Below are 13,224 nucleotides of genomic sequence, written 5' to 3' on the forward strand. Positions count from 1 at the left end.
GGACACCGACGGTGTCCCGGCCCACTGAACGTCGAGGGCCCTAACGCCCGTGCTCCCGGGCGGCGGTCAGTCGGCCGCGTACGGCGGCGTGGACCTCGGCCTCCTCGGCCGGGTCGGCGGCGAGCCTGCGCAACCGCTCCAGCACACGCGCGTCGCCCGTGGTGGCGACATGGCGCGCGGCGAGCTCACGTGTGGACTCCTCGCAGTCCCAGAGGCACTCGACGGCGGGCCCCTCGGGGAAGTGCACGTCCGTCGCGGCCAGCGCCTGGGCGGCACGTCCGCGCAGCTCCGAGGAGGCGGCCTCCCCGTAGATGTGGCGCAGGACCGGTACGGCGTCGGCGGCGACCAGCCGCCCCGCACCGTCCACCAGCGACCCGAGCCCGGTACCGCTGACCCCGCGCGCGGAGATCCAGCGACGCAGCCCGGCCACCACCAGCGGCGCGTCGTCCGGCTCCCCGGCGTCGGCGAGCAGCCGGACAGCGGCCTCGCCGAGCGCGCTGTCGGCACCACCGCTGGCCGGGTCGGCCCAGCGGCGGGCGTGCGCCAGCACCTCGGGGCCGCGCATCCGGCCGAGCAGCTCCAGGGCGGCCCGGACGATCCGGTCGTCCACGTCCGCGGCGGCGGCCTCGATCAGTTCGACGGCGGCCGGGTCACGCTGGTCCACCAGGTGGCGCAGGGCGGCCCGCCGGGCGCCGGGCAGGCCGTCGCGGGCCGCCTCCAGCAGCAGCGGGCGGTCCTCCGGCCGGACCACGGCGGTCAGGCAGCGGGCGGCCGCGGCGGCGCGGCGGTCCACCGCGTCGGGGCCGGACGGCGAGTCGGTGCCGCGCGCGGGCTCCGGGAGGACGTCGGGCCGGCCGAGGAAGGCGCCGGCGCCGAGGCCGCCGAGCTCGCCCTGGTCGGCCCAGGCCAGCACGTCGGCGGTGGACCAGCCGGGAGTGACCCCGCTGCGGTTGATCTGGCGTTGCCACAGGTCGAAGGGTGACTGTTCACTGGCCGCCGCCACTCTGGGGTGGTAGGCCGCCCACAGCCGCCAGGGCCGGGGCTCGTACGCGTTGCGGATGAACTCGCGCAGCTCGGCGTCACCCTCGGGGCCCGGCGCGAAGCGGTCCAGCACGGCGGTACCGAGCAGCAGCAGGCCGCGGTCGTCGTCGCGCAGGGCGAGCTCGTCGAGGGCCCAGGACCAGTTGGCGCCGGTGGCGGCGTACTCGCGCAGCATCAGCAGCGCGTCGCGCCGGCCGTACGCGGCGAGGTGGCCCAGGACGGAGAGGGCGAGGCCGGTGCGGCTCTCGTCGTCGGTGACCAGGTCCTCGGCGGAGTGGAGGTGGTCCTCGATGCCGTCGAGGGGGGCTTCCAGCTCCATGTAGATGCGCGCGTAGTAGAGGGAGCGGCTCTCGACCTGCCAGTCCGCTCGCGGGTCCCTGGTGACGCACTCCTCCAGCGCGGCGATGGCCTCGGCACGGTCGGCGGCCAGCGCGTGGAGCTGCCCGTCACCGCGGCCTCGCTGAAGGAGGCCGAGGAGGCTGGCACTGGGTGCTATCACTGGCTCGAACATGAGGTCAGCATCCGTTGCGGCGGTCGTAGTGGCAACGGGATTTCCGTCGCCGGGGTCTCTGGTCGGTACTGCGGTGGGCGCCCGGGCGCCGGAATCACCGAAGGTTACCGCCTCGGGCCCGCGTCCGCACACAGGGCGACGGAGCCTCCGGCCACAGTGGCATATGCCAGTGGAATTTTGCCTGCGTTCTGTCCAAATCACCCCCGGGGTTGACGACGCTGTGCGACAGTCTTCTCACTGTCCGAACCCCCCGCACGCCGCGGGACGTCCCCCGAACGATGGGTCTGCCATGAACATGCCCTTAGGCGCCACCCGCCCGCCGGGAGCCGTCACAGCGGACGGCGCCCCGACGGGCGGGAGCAGCGCGGTGAGCGACGGGAGCGGCGCCACGGCCGAAGCGCCCGGCGCCGCGGGCGGAGACGGCTCGGGCGACGCCGACAGCGGAACGGACGGCGGAGTGGACGGCACGGCGCAGGAGCCGTCCGGCCCCTGTCTCGGCGACGGCGGCGACCACGACGCGATCGACGGCGACCTGATCGGCTCCGCCGAGTGGGACCTGCTGACCGACGGGATCCAGTGGAGCCCGGAGACCTACCTCCTCCTCGGCTGCGACCCGGAACACGGGCCGCTCAGCCTCGACCGGCTGCCCGACCGCCTCCCCGAGGGGGACCGGCCGCTGCTGCGGCGGATGATGACCGACGCCCTGGTGCACGGCCGCTGCGCCGCCGGCACCCTGCGGGTCCGCCGGCCCGACGGACGGCACGACGGCGTCGAGTGCGTGGGCGAGCCCCTCGTCGGCACGGACGGCACCGTCGTCGCGCTGCGCATGCTGATCCGCCCGGCCCCGCCGGCCTGAGCCGACGGCCCGGCCCGGGCGCTCACACCCGGGCCCCGTCAACCAAGCCGCGGCCGGTTCTTGGCGTCCGCCGCCCTCAGCTCCCGGCCCAGCTCCTCCCGCAGCTCGTCCACCACCGGCAGCCCGCGGTACTGCGCGGTCAGCCGGTACATCTCGCGCAGCCGGTCCCAGGTCCGGTGCGAGGAGTTCTGACCGATCAGGTTCATCACCATCTTCGCCTGGAACTGCGCCGCGTCCGGCTCCCCGGAGATCAGGTGCACCGAGGCCAGGGTGATCCGGTCGAACAGCGCCGAACGCAGCTGTCCGGTGCCCTCGCGCAGGGTGATCACCCGCTCCGCGTGCCTGCGGGCCTCGGGAGCCGCCCCCGGGTCGTGCTCGGACAGCGTGCGCAGCACCAGGGCCTGCATGCCGCGCAGTTCGGCTTCGTCGAACACCTGCATCCACGAGGGCGGCGGCTCCGGTGCCTCCTCGGTGAACAGGTCCTCGGCCTCCCCGAGCAGCCGGTAGGTGTCCTGGGAGTGTCCGATCGAGGCGTGCGCCCACGCCTCGACGGTGTTGAGCATGGCGCGCGTTCTGGGCAACAGCTGCCCGCCGGCCGCCTTGGCCGCCGCCATCAGGTCGAGCGCGTCGTCGGCCCGACCCAGGTGCACCATCTGCCGCGCGGCCCGGGAGATCGCCTCGCCGGCCCGCGGCCGGTCGCCGGCCTCCTTGGCCGCGTCGGCCGCGATCATGAAGTACTTCTGGGCGGTGGGCTCCAGACCCACGTCGTGCGACATCCAGCCCGCCAGCACCGCCAGGTTGGCCGCGACCAGCCACAGCCGCTGCTCCACGGCGGGCGCGTGTCGGTGCGTCAACAGGCCGCCGACCTCGTTCAGTTGACCGACCACCGCCTTGCGCTGCAACCCGCCGCCACGGGCGGCGTCCCAGGCCCGGAACACCTGCACCGAGTGCTCCAGCGACTCCACCTCGTCGAGCCCGACCGGGCCCGCGTCGTACACGTCCACCACCGGGCGCGCTCCGCTCCCGGTGACCACCTGTCGCGGCCCGGGGACGGAGGCCGCGTACGCGACCGCGTCCCCGCTCAGCCAGCCCTTCAACGAGTCGGCGATGACCGCCCCGGCCGTGAGCGCGGCTCCCGCGCCCACCAATCCACGTCGGTTCAGCATGAGGTCCATTCCCGTGAACTCGGTGAGGACCGCGGCTGTTCGATCCGGCGACCATGGCACTGCTGCGGACGCTTCCGCTCCGGACCTGGTGGGCCGGTGTCGTTCCAGACCGAGGTCCTCAGTGGTGACGACACGGCCGAGCCGCTCCGTGAACACGGCCGCCAGCACCCTCGGCACCGGATCGCGCGGGATCTCCCCCTGCTCGATCCAACGCCGTACCCTCGACGTGTCGGTGGACAGCTGCAGCTGTCCCATCGCGGCACCCCGACGGTTGACCAGCCGCGCCAGCTCGCCCTTCGACCATCCGGTCAGGACGAACAGATCGGCCAGTCGGGTGTTGGGTTCCCTGCTCAACGAAGCCCCCAGGTTCCTCGGCTGATCCGAGGCTAGAGGCTCCGGCAAGTGCCAGGCGAGCATTCGCCACCGTTCGCCAGGGCCCGCCAGACTACTAAGCCAGTGCCCGACGGGTGTGTTGTAGAGGTGCGTCACCTCGTCCCCCGGGTCGGGCGGCGTCCCACCAGCGTCGGGGCTGTCCCCCGACGGTGGCACGGGGCGCTCCCGGTCCTCACCCGAGGGGGTGGCGCGGCCGGGTGGCGCGGGGGCGCCGGGCACGGCCACGGCAGTCCGGCCGACCGCATTCCCCAGGGTGCGGACGGCCGGAGCACCGCCGAACAGGGGTTCCCGACCCCATGTCCGTGCCCGGCGCCCGCGCACCACCCGCCGCACCGCATGCCGTACCGCACCACCCGCAGGGCCGCCGTCACGCCAGGAAGCACACGGCACCGGCCCTCCCCCGCCCCCGCGGGGCAGCACCCGCCGACGGACCGGAAGGGACCACCCTCAGCCCATGTACTCCTCAGCGACGACCCCCACGCCCGCCACGACCCGCCCAGCGCTGCGCCCCCCCACCGCAGCCGCCGGCCGCACCGGCCCCAGAGCGGTGCCCCCGGCGAGCCGGCCCGCGGCCCCGCGCGGTGCCGAGGGCCGGGCCGCGGACACCCGGGTCGTCCCGACCGGCCGTACGGCGCCGGGCCCCGTCGGCCGCACCGCGCTGGGGCTGCGCGCCCCCGAGACCGCCCTGCCGGCCGGTGGCCGGATGCCACTGGCCCGGCAGGCCGACGGCCAGGTGCTGCGGGCCCGACGGCCCGGCCAGCCCGGCGGCGGCCCGGAGCGGATCGATCCGTCGGCGCTCCAGACCCCGGCGGTCCGGGCGGCGCTCGCCAGCGTCTCGCGGATATGTCCCGCGTTCACCCCGCGTCAGGTCCTGCGCGAGGGCAGCCGCCACATCCTGGTGGCGGGCACCATCGGGCGGGCCCCGGTGGTCGCCAAGTGCCTGGCGCCGCAGGCGGTGCGGAGTGAGTACTTCGAGCAGCTGGTGGCCGACTTCCACCACGAGGTGGCGGTCTACCGGGCGTTCGTCCGGCACCGTCCGCCGGTGCGGCTGCCCCGGCTGGTGGCGGCCGACCACGACCGGTGCGTGCTGGTCATGGAGCGCGTCCCCGGGCGCCCGGCGGCCCGCGAGCGCCACCCGGTCAACGCGCCCACCCCGGGCGAGGTGCGGGCGCTGCTCACCGCGGTCCGCACGCTGAACCTGTGGCGGCCGCCGACCGACGTCTTCCAGCCACGCCTGGACTACCAGTTGGAGATCTCCCGCTACCACTCGGTGGGCCAGCTCACCGACCGGGACGCCGGCGACCTGCGCGGCCTGCTGCACGGCCTCGGCCACACTCCGCTCCAGCTCTGCCACGGCGACGCCCTGCTCAGCAACATGCTGCTGGCGCCGTCCGGCCCGGTGCTGGTCGACTGGGAGCAGGCCGGCTGGTACCTGCCCGGCTACGACCTGGCGGTGCTCTGGAGCGTCCTGTCCGGGGACACCGCGGCGCGTCGCCAGATCAGCCAACTCGCCCAGAGCGGCGGCACGCTGGCCCGGGACGCGTTCCTGGTGAACCTGGTGCTGGTGCTGATGCGGGAGATCCGGCTGTACGACGTGCCGGGCGCCGGCGAGGAGCAGCGGATCATGATCCGTCGGCTCTACGACGACGCGGCGCTCGCCCGCCGGGCCGTCCGCGCCGCGGTCGGGACCCGCTGAACCGCGGTCGGGCCCCCGCTGGGTCGCGGGAGTTCCTACGGCCGGGCGCCCCGTTCGAGGGCGGCCCGGCCGGCGGCCTCCAGGACGGTCTCGTCCGGGGCCAGGTGCACCCGGCTGCTGAGCACGTCCCGCAGGTACCGCTCCAGCGGGTGACGCCGGCTCAGACCGGGGTTGCCGGTGAGGGCGACGGCCTGCTGGACCACCGCCGTCGCGGCCCGGGTGGCCAGCAGGTGGGCCGGACCGGTCCGGGCGACGGCCTCCGGCTCGCCCCGGTCCACCCGGGGGGCCAGGCCCTCGACCAGTTCCTCGGCACCGATCAGCTGGGCCTCGATCTCGCCGAGGGCGGTCCGGTAGCGGGGCAGGGTGCCGAGCGGCTCGGTCAGGTTGGCCGGGGTGCGCTGGTTGAGGAAGCGGATCAGCCAGGCCTCGGCGGCCCGGGCGACGCCGATCGCCACCGCGGACAGGGCCAGGTCGTGCCAGGCCAGGGAGAGCTCGGCCTCGGCGTCGACGCCCTGACGGGCCGTCCGGCGACCGGCCGCCAGGCCGAGCGCGAGGTCGGCCGGCACCCGGACCCCGTCCAGCACGACGTCGTGGCTGGCGCTGGCCCGCAGCCCGAGCTGGTCCCAGGTCGGGTCGATCTCCAGGCCCTCGCTCTCGCCGCGGACCAGGAAGGTGCCGATCCTCGGCTCCTCCTCGTCGGTCCGCGCCGTCACCGCCATCCAGGCGAGCGCCTCGGCGCCGGTGCAGTACGTCTTCCGGCCCGTCAGCAGCCAGCCGTCACCGTCCCGTCGGGCGACCGTCGCGGGCAGCTCGCCCGCCCCGGCACCAGGCTCCGCCCGCAGCGTGTTGACCAGGACCGGGCCTCGCCGGGACTCGGTGAGCAGCCGCCGGTAGCCGGCCGTCGGCCAGTCGGCCCGCCGGGCCTGCTCGGCGTGCCGGAGCAGGGTGAAGGCGGTGACCACGGCCACCGAGGCGTCCCCGCGGCCGAGTTGGGACAGCACCCGGACGGTTTCGGCGAGCGTTCCGCCCGGCCCGCCGTACCGCTCGGAGACGGTGAGGGTGAGCAGTCCGGCCTCGTGGACGGCCTCGATCCCCTGGTACGGGAAGGTCGCGTCGCGGTCGTGCTCCTCGGCGCGGGCGGCCAGCAGGTCGACCACCCGGGGCAGCCCCGCGAGGGCGGTCTCGATCGCGGTGCGGTCGGGTGCGGGACCGGCGGGGCCGGCGGGGCCGGCGGACGGGGAACCGGTGGACGCGGAACCGGTGGATTCGAGACGGCCGGAATCGGACCGGTCGGAACCCGCCGTCGGCGGAACGGTCCGGGAACGGCGTCCGGCGCAGGCGTCCTTGACGGGAGCCTCCTTGGCGGGGGCGCTCCTGGGCGGACGGTCGCCGACGGGGCGGTTGTCGAACGCGTGGTCCTCGGACGAGCGATCGGCGGTCGAACGGTTGGCGGCGCGGGTCGTCATGATGCTGTGCCTCCGGGCGGCAGCGTGGGCTCGGCTGATGCGGGCGGCACCCCGTACGGGCGCGCGGTACCGATTGGCGGCCCCGGAGGCCGGCTCACGGCCCGCCCCCTGGTGTCGGCGCCGACCGGACACCCGGCCGACCGCTCGCCGCCGGGGGACGAATCCCCCTCAGCGGCCCGGACACGCCGCGCTGGCGGTGCGCCGCAGGTCGAGATGCCTGCGACGGGTCAGCAGCGGAAGACGGCACGGCATGTTCGCGACTGTACGAATCGTTGATCGATACCGTCAAGCAGCGTCCGGCCATCGGGCGGAGCCGGTGGCCCCCGCCGGAATCAGCCCTGCTGGAACATGTCCGCCGGAAGCGGCTTCAGCAGCTGATACAGGTCGTCCGAAATCGGTCGGTCCCAGGACGCGATGGTGACCAGGACGCCGTCGCTGCGGCCGAACTGGGCGCAGAACACGCGCTCCTCGCTGACCTTGACCTTCTTCACGATCAGCAGGTCGTCCCCGAGCATCACCGGGAAGTCCTCCGCCGAGACGAACTCGACCGGCTCGTCGTTCTCCAGCGCCGCGAGCAGCTGCCGCACCTCGAAGGGCACGCTGTCCCCGGTCTCCCGGGCGGGCGAACCCTCGGGAAGGTTGCCGATGAACATCGCCGGGCCTCTGCCGCCGAACAGGTCGTAGCGCAGGAAAATCCCCTGGCAGGAGCCGTCCGGGCCGGTCATCATGGCCGCACCGAAGTCACCGGGCCAGTCGCCCGGGTCCATCGCGAGCACGTCGAAGTCCGGGCCGGCGGGCTGTCCGGTGCGACGGCGGAGAAAAGACATGGGAACATCGTACGTGTCCGGCACACCGCGCTCGCGAGGTGGGTGGGGCACCGCCGGGGGACGGGCGGGAGATCGACGCTCAGAGACCAATGTTGACTCTGAGCAACCGTCCGGGCTACGTTCGGTTCAGCACGACAGCCGTTCTGGGTTTCACCCTCCGGGGGGACGGCATGTCGCAACGCGGCCCTACACGCGTTTCCCTCACTGTGCACTTGTCGTGCCGAACTGCCGAGCACCCAGCTTCGTCATCGCACACAGCACAAACACACAAGCCAACAGTTCCATGCATCACAAGCCAGATCCGCGGGGCCCCGGCCCGTCGCTCCCGTGGATCTGCTCGGGACACCGCCGCGTGGGGGCGTGCGGGTCCCGAGCATCGGTGCCGTCATCCGAGTCGCTCTCGGCTTCGGCGCCAGCCTCCCGGCGACTGCCGGCCCCTCGTGGGGCCGGGACCGGCCGACGCACCCCGGTGCGCAGGGGATGACTGGGAGGATGGCCTGGCAGTACTGCCGGGCCGCACAGCAGGCGCCGTGTCTGGCCGCGTGGGGGCGGTGGGCACGGCGTCTGCCCGTGCTCATACTCTGAGCTGCGTTTGTCTAACAGTCAACAGAAATTCTGACGGGGCACGCTCAATGGATCATCACTTGTGATGTTCGGACCCGAAAGATCGTCTGCGGAGCGGACCTCCGTCGGTCGGGAGCCCGGTCGGACCTGAACCGGCCTCCGCGAGAGGAGTCCGGTTCGCGACGAGGGCCCGCTCCACGACGAGGGCCCGCTCCGTGATGAGCGGCCCGGCAAGCCTCGGCTCGGGCCTCAGGTGAGGTCGAACTCACCGTCCCGGGCGCCGAGCACGAAGGCCCGCCACTCGCCCGGCGTGAAGACCAGGACCGGCCCGTCCTCCTGGCGGCCGTCCCGCATCCCGATGTAGCCGTCCACGAAGGCGATCTGCACGTCCCCGACGCCCTGGCTGCTGCACAGCCACTCCGCCCCGGTGAAGTCCACCCTGGGCTTGCCGTTCGGCGCCAGCCCCGGCTGTGCCCCGCCGACCTCCGTGTCCGTCCCGCTGCTGGATCCCACTGACCGATCTCCTCCCGACGGCGTTCCGGGGCCAGCCTAGCCACACCGCCCCGCCCCGGTCAGCGGGTTGACGAGGACTCCTCCAGGCGGGGACGGACACCGCCGGAGGAAGGGTTGAGGCGTGTCCCGACCGGCGGGGGCGGCGGGCAGCTGCCAGAGTGCTGCCAGGACGCCGCCCGGGCACCTCCCCGGCCCGGGCGGCCCGGAAAGCCCGGAAGGGCGGGCCCGCCGGCCGTCCGGGAGCCCTCGGCAGCCCCGCGCGGACCGGGCCGCCGCCGCTCGCGGACCGCCCCACCGCCCCACCGCGCTGCTCGACTGCTCCGCTTTGCCCGACCGCTTTGCCCGAACGACCCACCCACCCACCGATCCATCCACCGATCCGCTCAAGGGAGCAGCCGATGAGCCGCCGGGACGGCACCCGCGCCGACGTCATCCCCATCTCCGACGCCCCCTCGGCCCATCCCCCCGCACCCCGTACGCCTCCCTCGCCCACCTCGTTTCCCCGGCCGACCCCCGCCAGGCCCGCCACGCACGGGCGGGTCGGGATCGTCCTGGTCTCGCACAGCCAGGAACTGGCCACCGCCGTACGTTCCCTCGCGCTCGCGTTGACCGGATCCGACTCCCCCGCGCCGGTCGCGGCGACCGGCGGCGACCCGTCGGACGGACCGGGCATCAGCGCCGTCCTGGTGGCCGCCGCGACCCGCCGGGTGGACCAGGGCCACGGCGTGGTGGTGCTCGCCGACCTGGGCGGGGCGGTCACCACCGTCCGCACCCTGCTGTCCGACGCGGACGAGCACGGGCTGCCGTTCCCGGTCCGGTTCGCCAACGCCCCGTTCGTCGAGGGCGCGGTGGCCGCCACCGCGACCGCCACCGCGGGCGGGGACCTGGCCGCGGTGCTGGACGCGGCGGAGGAGGCCTACCGGCAGCACAAGGGCTGACCCCGCTCGGACGGGGCCTTGGGGGCCCGGGGGCCGCAGGAGCCCGGTGGGCGCGGTGGGCGCCGGTGGGCGGGCTCAGGGGCGCTCCTTGCCCTCCCAGGTGAAGACCGCCGGGCCCTCGCACTCCAGCGCGTGGCGCAGCCGCTCGTGCTCGCTCTCGATCATCGGCGGCAACTCGTCCAGCCCGAACCAGCCGACCTCCAGCGACTCGTCGTCGTTCACCCGCGCCTCGCCGCCGACCGCGCGGCAGCGGAAGGTCAGCACCAGGTACTGCGTCACATCGCCGTTCGGGTACGTGACCTGCGGCGAGACCGTGACGGAGGCGAGCAGCTCGGGCACGACCACCACCCCGGTCTCCTCCTCGCACTCGCGCACCACGCCGTCGGCGGGCTGCTCACCGGGGTCGAGGATGCCTCCGACCGGTGCCCACCGGCCGTCGTCGGCCCGGCGGGCGAGCAGCACCCGGTCGTGGTCGTCCAGCACGACGGCGACGACGGCGCTCAGCCAGAGCGGACGGGTGCCGACGAGGGCGCGGAGTTCGGCGAGGAAGGGGGGAATGGCCATGGCCGCAGCCTATCGGGGCGGTCACGGGCCGACCTGGCGCGTCCGGCCGGTGTCGGGGCGCAGCAGGGCGAGCACGGTGAGCCCGAGGATGTGCAGGTCGAGCCCGAGCGAGCGGTGCTCGACGTACCAGAGGTCGAGCTCGGCCCACTCGGGACGGCTGAGCGGGCTGGACGTCCGGCCGCGGCTCAGGGCGTGCAGCTGGGCCCAGCCGGTGAGGCCCGGCCGCACCGCGAGCCGGTCGCGCTCACGGCGGGAGTAGCGCACCACCTGGTCGGGGCTGGCCGGCCGGGGTCCGATCACCCCCATCTCGCCGCGCGCCACGTTCCACAGGCATGGCAGCTCCTCCAGGCCGCTGCGGCGCAGCAGGGCGGTGAGCCGGCCGTCCCCGCCGGTCCGGAAGCGCAGGATCTGGAACTCGCGGCCGTGCCGGCCGGTCCGGGTCTGCCGCTGGAGGACCGGGCCGCCGGTGGTGCAGCGGAGCAGGGCGGCGATCAGCAGGGCCAGGGGCAGTGCGACGATCGCGGCCAGGACGGCGACGGCGAGGTCGCCACCGCGTCTCATGAAGCGGCCATGGCACGATCCGGTCTGCCGCCCATCGCTCCCCCTCCGCGACGCTTCGAGCCGGAAGAACCCATTCACAGTAGAGGCGGGATGGAGCCTTCGCCCTGGAATGGTGAAAGAAGGGGACTCAAGATTGTCAGACTGGACGATATTCAGTCGGTCTGACCAATTTCGCTCGATCTGCCGTTTCGGAATGCCGAGAGCGATCGACGTAACGGGTGGGGGGATCGTCCGGACGGAACCCGCCCACCGTACGGCCGGCGTGCCGACCGGGATGCCGTCAGAGCGCGGCGCGACGCCGGTCGCGGATCACGCCGAAGGCGATCCGGCCGAGCAGCAGAACGCCCGCCGCCAGACAGCCGGCCACCGCCATCGCCCAGGCCGGCCCGTCACTGTCCGGAACGAACACGGCCACGACGATGCCGAGCGCCAGGCACGCCAGGCCCACCACGGCCAGCGGGAGCTGGTGGGTGACCAGGGCTCCACCGCTGCACGCACGAGCCATCCGGGAGGCCCCGTGGAGGTCGAGGGGGTCACGGTCCGCATCTGCCATGAGCCCAAGGTACCCCGGGGCAGCGCGAGCGGCAGCCCGCAGTGAGTGAAGGCGTGAACACCCTGTGCAACCGGGAGATCCGGCTGGTCAGGGGCTCGTCGGCACCTCCCCGAAGTGTGTCCGAGACGTCCGCGCGGGCATTCCGGCTCCACAATCAGTCCACGAAAAATCCTCGTCCCCCCGGTACAACCATCCGTCCGGTGCAGCGGTCTCAATGGCATTGAGTGATCCAGGAGCCGTTCGAGGGGCGGGTGTGAACCCCCCACCGAGAACAGGAATATCCAGGGACGGAGCCTCCGCCCCTGGAGTCGGAGGCCGGGCTCCGTCCTCCGGCGGTACCGCCACGCCGCTCGGCGAACGAGGGGGAACCGTGCCGCAGTCCCAGTCCAGTACATCGACCTCCGTGGCCCGCGCCCGGCCGGCACCCGGCGTGCGCGCGCTGCCTCCGCCCTCCGGATGCGCGGCGGACCGGCACGACACCGGCCGGCCCACCGACCGCCTGCACGGCGAGCATCTGCACAAGGAGCTTCTTCACGGCGAGCGCCGGCACGGCGAGCACCACCAGGGCGCACACCGGGACGGCGGGGGCCGTCACCGGCCGGCCGTCGATACGGAACAGCAGGACGCTCGGGGCGAATGGCTGCGGTTCGCCCCCGTCCAGCCGCTGTTCCGAGCCCTGGCCGCCCAGCGGCTCGCCGTGCTCGCGTACCACGGGGTGACCGACCACCGATCCTTCGGCGCCCAGCTCGACCGGCTCCAGCGGCTCGCCACGCCCGTCTCGCTCGACGCGGTCCTCCAAGCCGTGACCGAGCGGCAGCCGCTGCCGCCCCGGAGCGTCCTGGTCACCTTCGACGACGCCGACCGGAGCGTGCTCACCCACGCCCTGCCGGCCCTCGACGCCCGGGGCATTCCGGCCACCGCGTTCGTCATCTCGGAGCTCATCGGCACCGAACGGCCGTTCTGGTGGCACGAGGCCGACTTCCTCGCCCGGCACGGGGGCCGGGCCCGCTCACTCGACTGCGGACACCCGTCCCAGCTGCTCCGACGGCTCAAGGCCATGCCGGACCCGGACCGCCGGCGCAGCCTGCACGAGCTACGGGTCAGCGCCGACCGCCGGCCGCCCCGCCAGGAGCAGCTGACCCCGGGCGACCTCCTCGCCCTGCGGGACGGGGGCGTCGCCATCGGCAACCACACCCAGGGGCACCCGTGCCTCGGGCGCTGCGACGACGACACCGTGCGCGCCGAGATCACCGGCGCCCACGAAGCCCTCACCCGCTGGCTGGGCGAACCACCGACCGCCTTCGCCTACCCGGACGGCGGCCACGACGTCCGTGCTGAAATCGTCCTGCAGGAGCTCGGCTACCGCCTCGGCTTCCTCTCCGACCACCGCCTGGGCCCCCGGCTCCCCTCCCATCCCCTCCAGATCAGCCGCCTCCAGGTCGACTCCACCACCAGCACCCGCCGCTTCGACACCATCCTCTCCGGCCTCGAACCGGCCTACCGCCGCTGGCGCCGCCAGGCCGTCGCGTAGCGCGGACGGCGCCTCCGCGGTTGCGTGGAAAGTCGGCTGGGCCG

Annotated in this window: 13 protein-coding genes; 4 read left to right on the plus strand and 9 right to left on the minus strand. The window is 74.3% G+C overall.

Going from position 1 to position 13,224, the window contains the following annotated elements:
* Positions 1–40: 40 nt before the first annotated feature.
* Positions 41–1,552 (minus strand): HEAT repeat domain-containing protein, encoded by a 1,512-nt coding sequence (locus ACFU7Y_RS26365; protein ID WP_380769854.1) that lies wholly within the window; start codon positions 1,550–1,552, stop codon positions 41–43.
* 367 nt (positions 1,553–1,919) lie between these two features.
* Between ACFU7Y_RS26365 and ACFU7Y_RS26370 the strand changes: the two genes are divergently transcribed.
* Complete coding sequence (locus ACFU7Y_RS26370) at positions 1,920–2,408, plus strand: PAS domain-containing protein (protein ID WP_224284823.1); 489 nt, start codon at positions 1,920–1,922, stop codon at positions 2,406–2,408.
* A gap of 38 nt (positions 2,409–2,446) precedes the next feature.
* Here the strand turns inward: ACFU7Y_RS26370 and ACFU7Y_RS26375 are convergent, their stop codons facing one another.
* Entirely contained in the window at positions 2,447–3,928 is a 1,482-nt protein-coding gene (locus tag ACFU7Y_RS26375) for a hypothetical protein (protein WP_224284824.1), read from the minus strand.
* A 742-nt stretch (positions 3,929–4,670) separates the two neighbouring features.
* Between ACFU7Y_RS26375 and ACFU7Y_RS26380 the strand changes: the two genes are divergently transcribed.
* Positions 4,671–5,663, plus strand: a complete 993-nt coding sequence (locus tag ACFU7Y_RS26380) for an aminoglycoside phosphotransferase family protein (RefSeq protein WP_224281179.1) — start codon at positions 4,671–4,673, stop codon at positions 5,661–5,663.
* A gap of 35 nt (positions 5,664–5,698) precedes the next feature.
* On the opposite strand, the gene ACFU7Y_RS26385 is transcribed toward ACFU7Y_RS26380, so the two are convergent.
* The 4 genes from ACFU7Y_RS26385 to ACFU7Y_RS26400 form a co-directional block, all read right to left on the minus strand.
* On the minus strand, positions 5,699–7,129 hold the full coding sequence (locus ACFU7Y_RS26385) for an acyl-CoA dehydrogenase family protein (RefSeq protein WP_224281169.1): 1,431 nt from the start codon (positions 7,127–7,129) through the stop codon (positions 5,699–5,701).
* Positions 7,130–7,297: 168 nt separating this feature from the next.
* Entirely contained in the window at positions 7,298–7,381 is an 84-nt protein-coding gene (locus ACFU7Y_RS26390) for a putative leader peptide (protein WP_350526312.1), read from the minus strand.
* 80 nt (positions 7,382–7,461) lie between these two features.
* Positions 7,462–7,956: a hypothetical protein gene (locus ACFU7Y_RS26395; RefSeq protein WP_224281170.1), complete on the minus strand. Its 495-nt coding sequence runs from the start codon at positions 7,954–7,956 to the stop codon at positions 7,462–7,464.
* Positions 7,957–8,769: 813 nt separating this feature from the next.
* Positions 8,770–8,982 carry a DUF397 domain-containing protein gene (locus ACFU7Y_RS26400; protein WP_181970881.1) on the minus strand — a complete coding sequence of 71 codons (213 nt, stop codon included), beginning with the start codon at positions 8,980–8,982 and terminating at the stop codon, positions 8,770–8,772.
* A 449-nt stretch (positions 8,983–9,431) separates the two neighbouring features.
* Between ACFU7Y_RS26400 and ACFU7Y_RS26405 the strand changes: the two genes are divergently transcribed.
* Positions 9,432–9,971: a PTS fructose transporter subunit IIA gene (locus ACFU7Y_RS26405; protein WP_308020225.1), complete on the plus strand. Its 540-nt coding sequence runs from the start codon at positions 9,432–9,434 to the stop codon at positions 9,969–9,971.
* A 75-nt stretch (positions 9,972–10,046) separates the two neighbouring features.
* Here ACFU7Y_RS26405 and ACFU7Y_RS26410 read toward each other — a convergent pair whose 3' ends face one another.
* From ACFU7Y_RS26410 to ACFU7Y_RS26420, 3 genes are all read right to left on the minus strand, one after another.
* Positions 10,047–10,535, minus strand: a complete 489-nt coding sequence (locus ACFU7Y_RS26410; RefSeq protein WP_224281171.1) for an NUDIX domain-containing protein — start codon at positions 10,533–10,535, stop codon at positions 10,047–10,049.
* A gap of 21 nt (positions 10,536–10,556) precedes the next feature.
* Complete coding sequence (locus ACFU7Y_RS26415; protein WP_380769855.1) at positions 10,557–11,096, minus strand: sugar transferase; 540 nt, start codon at positions 11,094–11,096, stop codon at positions 10,557–10,559.
* 280 nt (positions 11,097–11,376) lie between these two features.
* Positions 11,377–11,649, minus strand: a complete 273-nt coding sequence (locus ACFU7Y_RS26420) for a hypothetical protein (RefSeq protein WP_224281173.1) — start codon at positions 11,647–11,649, stop codon at positions 11,377–11,379.
* A gap of 403 nt (positions 11,650–12,052) precedes the next feature.
* On the opposite strand from ACFU7Y_RS26420, the gene ACFU7Y_RS26425 reads away from it, so the two are divergent.
* Entirely contained in the window at positions 12,053–13,180 is a 1,128-nt protein-coding gene (locus tag ACFU7Y_RS26425; protein WP_380769856.1) for a polysaccharide deacetylase family protein, read from the plus strand.
* Positions 13,181–13,224: the final 44 nt, after the last annotated feature.

The sequence above is a fragment of the Kitasatospora sp. NPDC057542 genome (genome assembly GCF_042801945.1).
Taxonomy (GTDB): Bacteria; Actinomycetota; Actinomycetes; order Streptomycetales; family Streptomycetaceae; genus Kitasatospora.

What these genes read in the sequence shown, in the direction of transcription:
- ACFU7Y_RS26390 (WP_350526312.1), bottom strand. Translation starts at nt 7,381, where the DNA reads ATGCCGTGCCGTCTTCCGCTGCTGACCCGTCGCAGGCATCTCGACCTG.
- ACFU7Y_RS26395 (WP_224281170.1), bottom strand. Translation starts at nt 7,956, where the DNA reads ATGTCTTTTCTCCGCCGTCGCACCGGACAGCCCGCCGGCCCGGACTTC.
- ACFU7Y_RS26385 (WP_224281169.1), bottom strand. Translation starts at nt 7,129, where the DNA reads ATGACGACCCGCGCCGCCAACCGTTCGACCGCCGATCGCTCGTCCGAG.
- ACFU7Y_RS26365 (WP_380769854.1), bottom strand. Translation starts at nt 1,552, where the DNA reads ATGTTCGAGCCAGTGATAGCACCCAGTGCCAGCCTCCTCGGCCTCCTT.
- ACFU7Y_RS26415 (WP_380769855.1), bottom strand. Translation starts at nt 11,096, where the DNA reads ATGAGACGCGGTGGCGACCTCGCCGTCGCCGTCCTGGCCGCGATCGTC.
- ACFU7Y_RS26410 (WP_224281171.1), bottom strand. Translation starts at nt 10,535, where the DNA reads ATGGCCATTCCCCCCTTCCTCGCCGAACTCCGCGCCCTCGTCGGCACC.
- ACFU7Y_RS26420 (WP_224281173.1), bottom strand. Translation starts at nt 11,649, where the DNA reads ATGGCAGATGCGGACCGTGACCCCCTCGACCTCCACGGGGCCTCCCGG.
- ACFU7Y_RS26405 (WP_308020225.1), top strand. Translation starts at nt 9,432, where the DNA reads ATGAGCCGCCGGGACGGCACCCGCGCCGACGTCATCCCCATCTCCGAC.
- ACFU7Y_RS26380 (WP_224281179.1), top strand. Translation starts at nt 4,671, where the DNA reads ATGCCACTGGCCCGGCAGGCCGACGGCCAGGTGCTGCGGGCCCGACGG.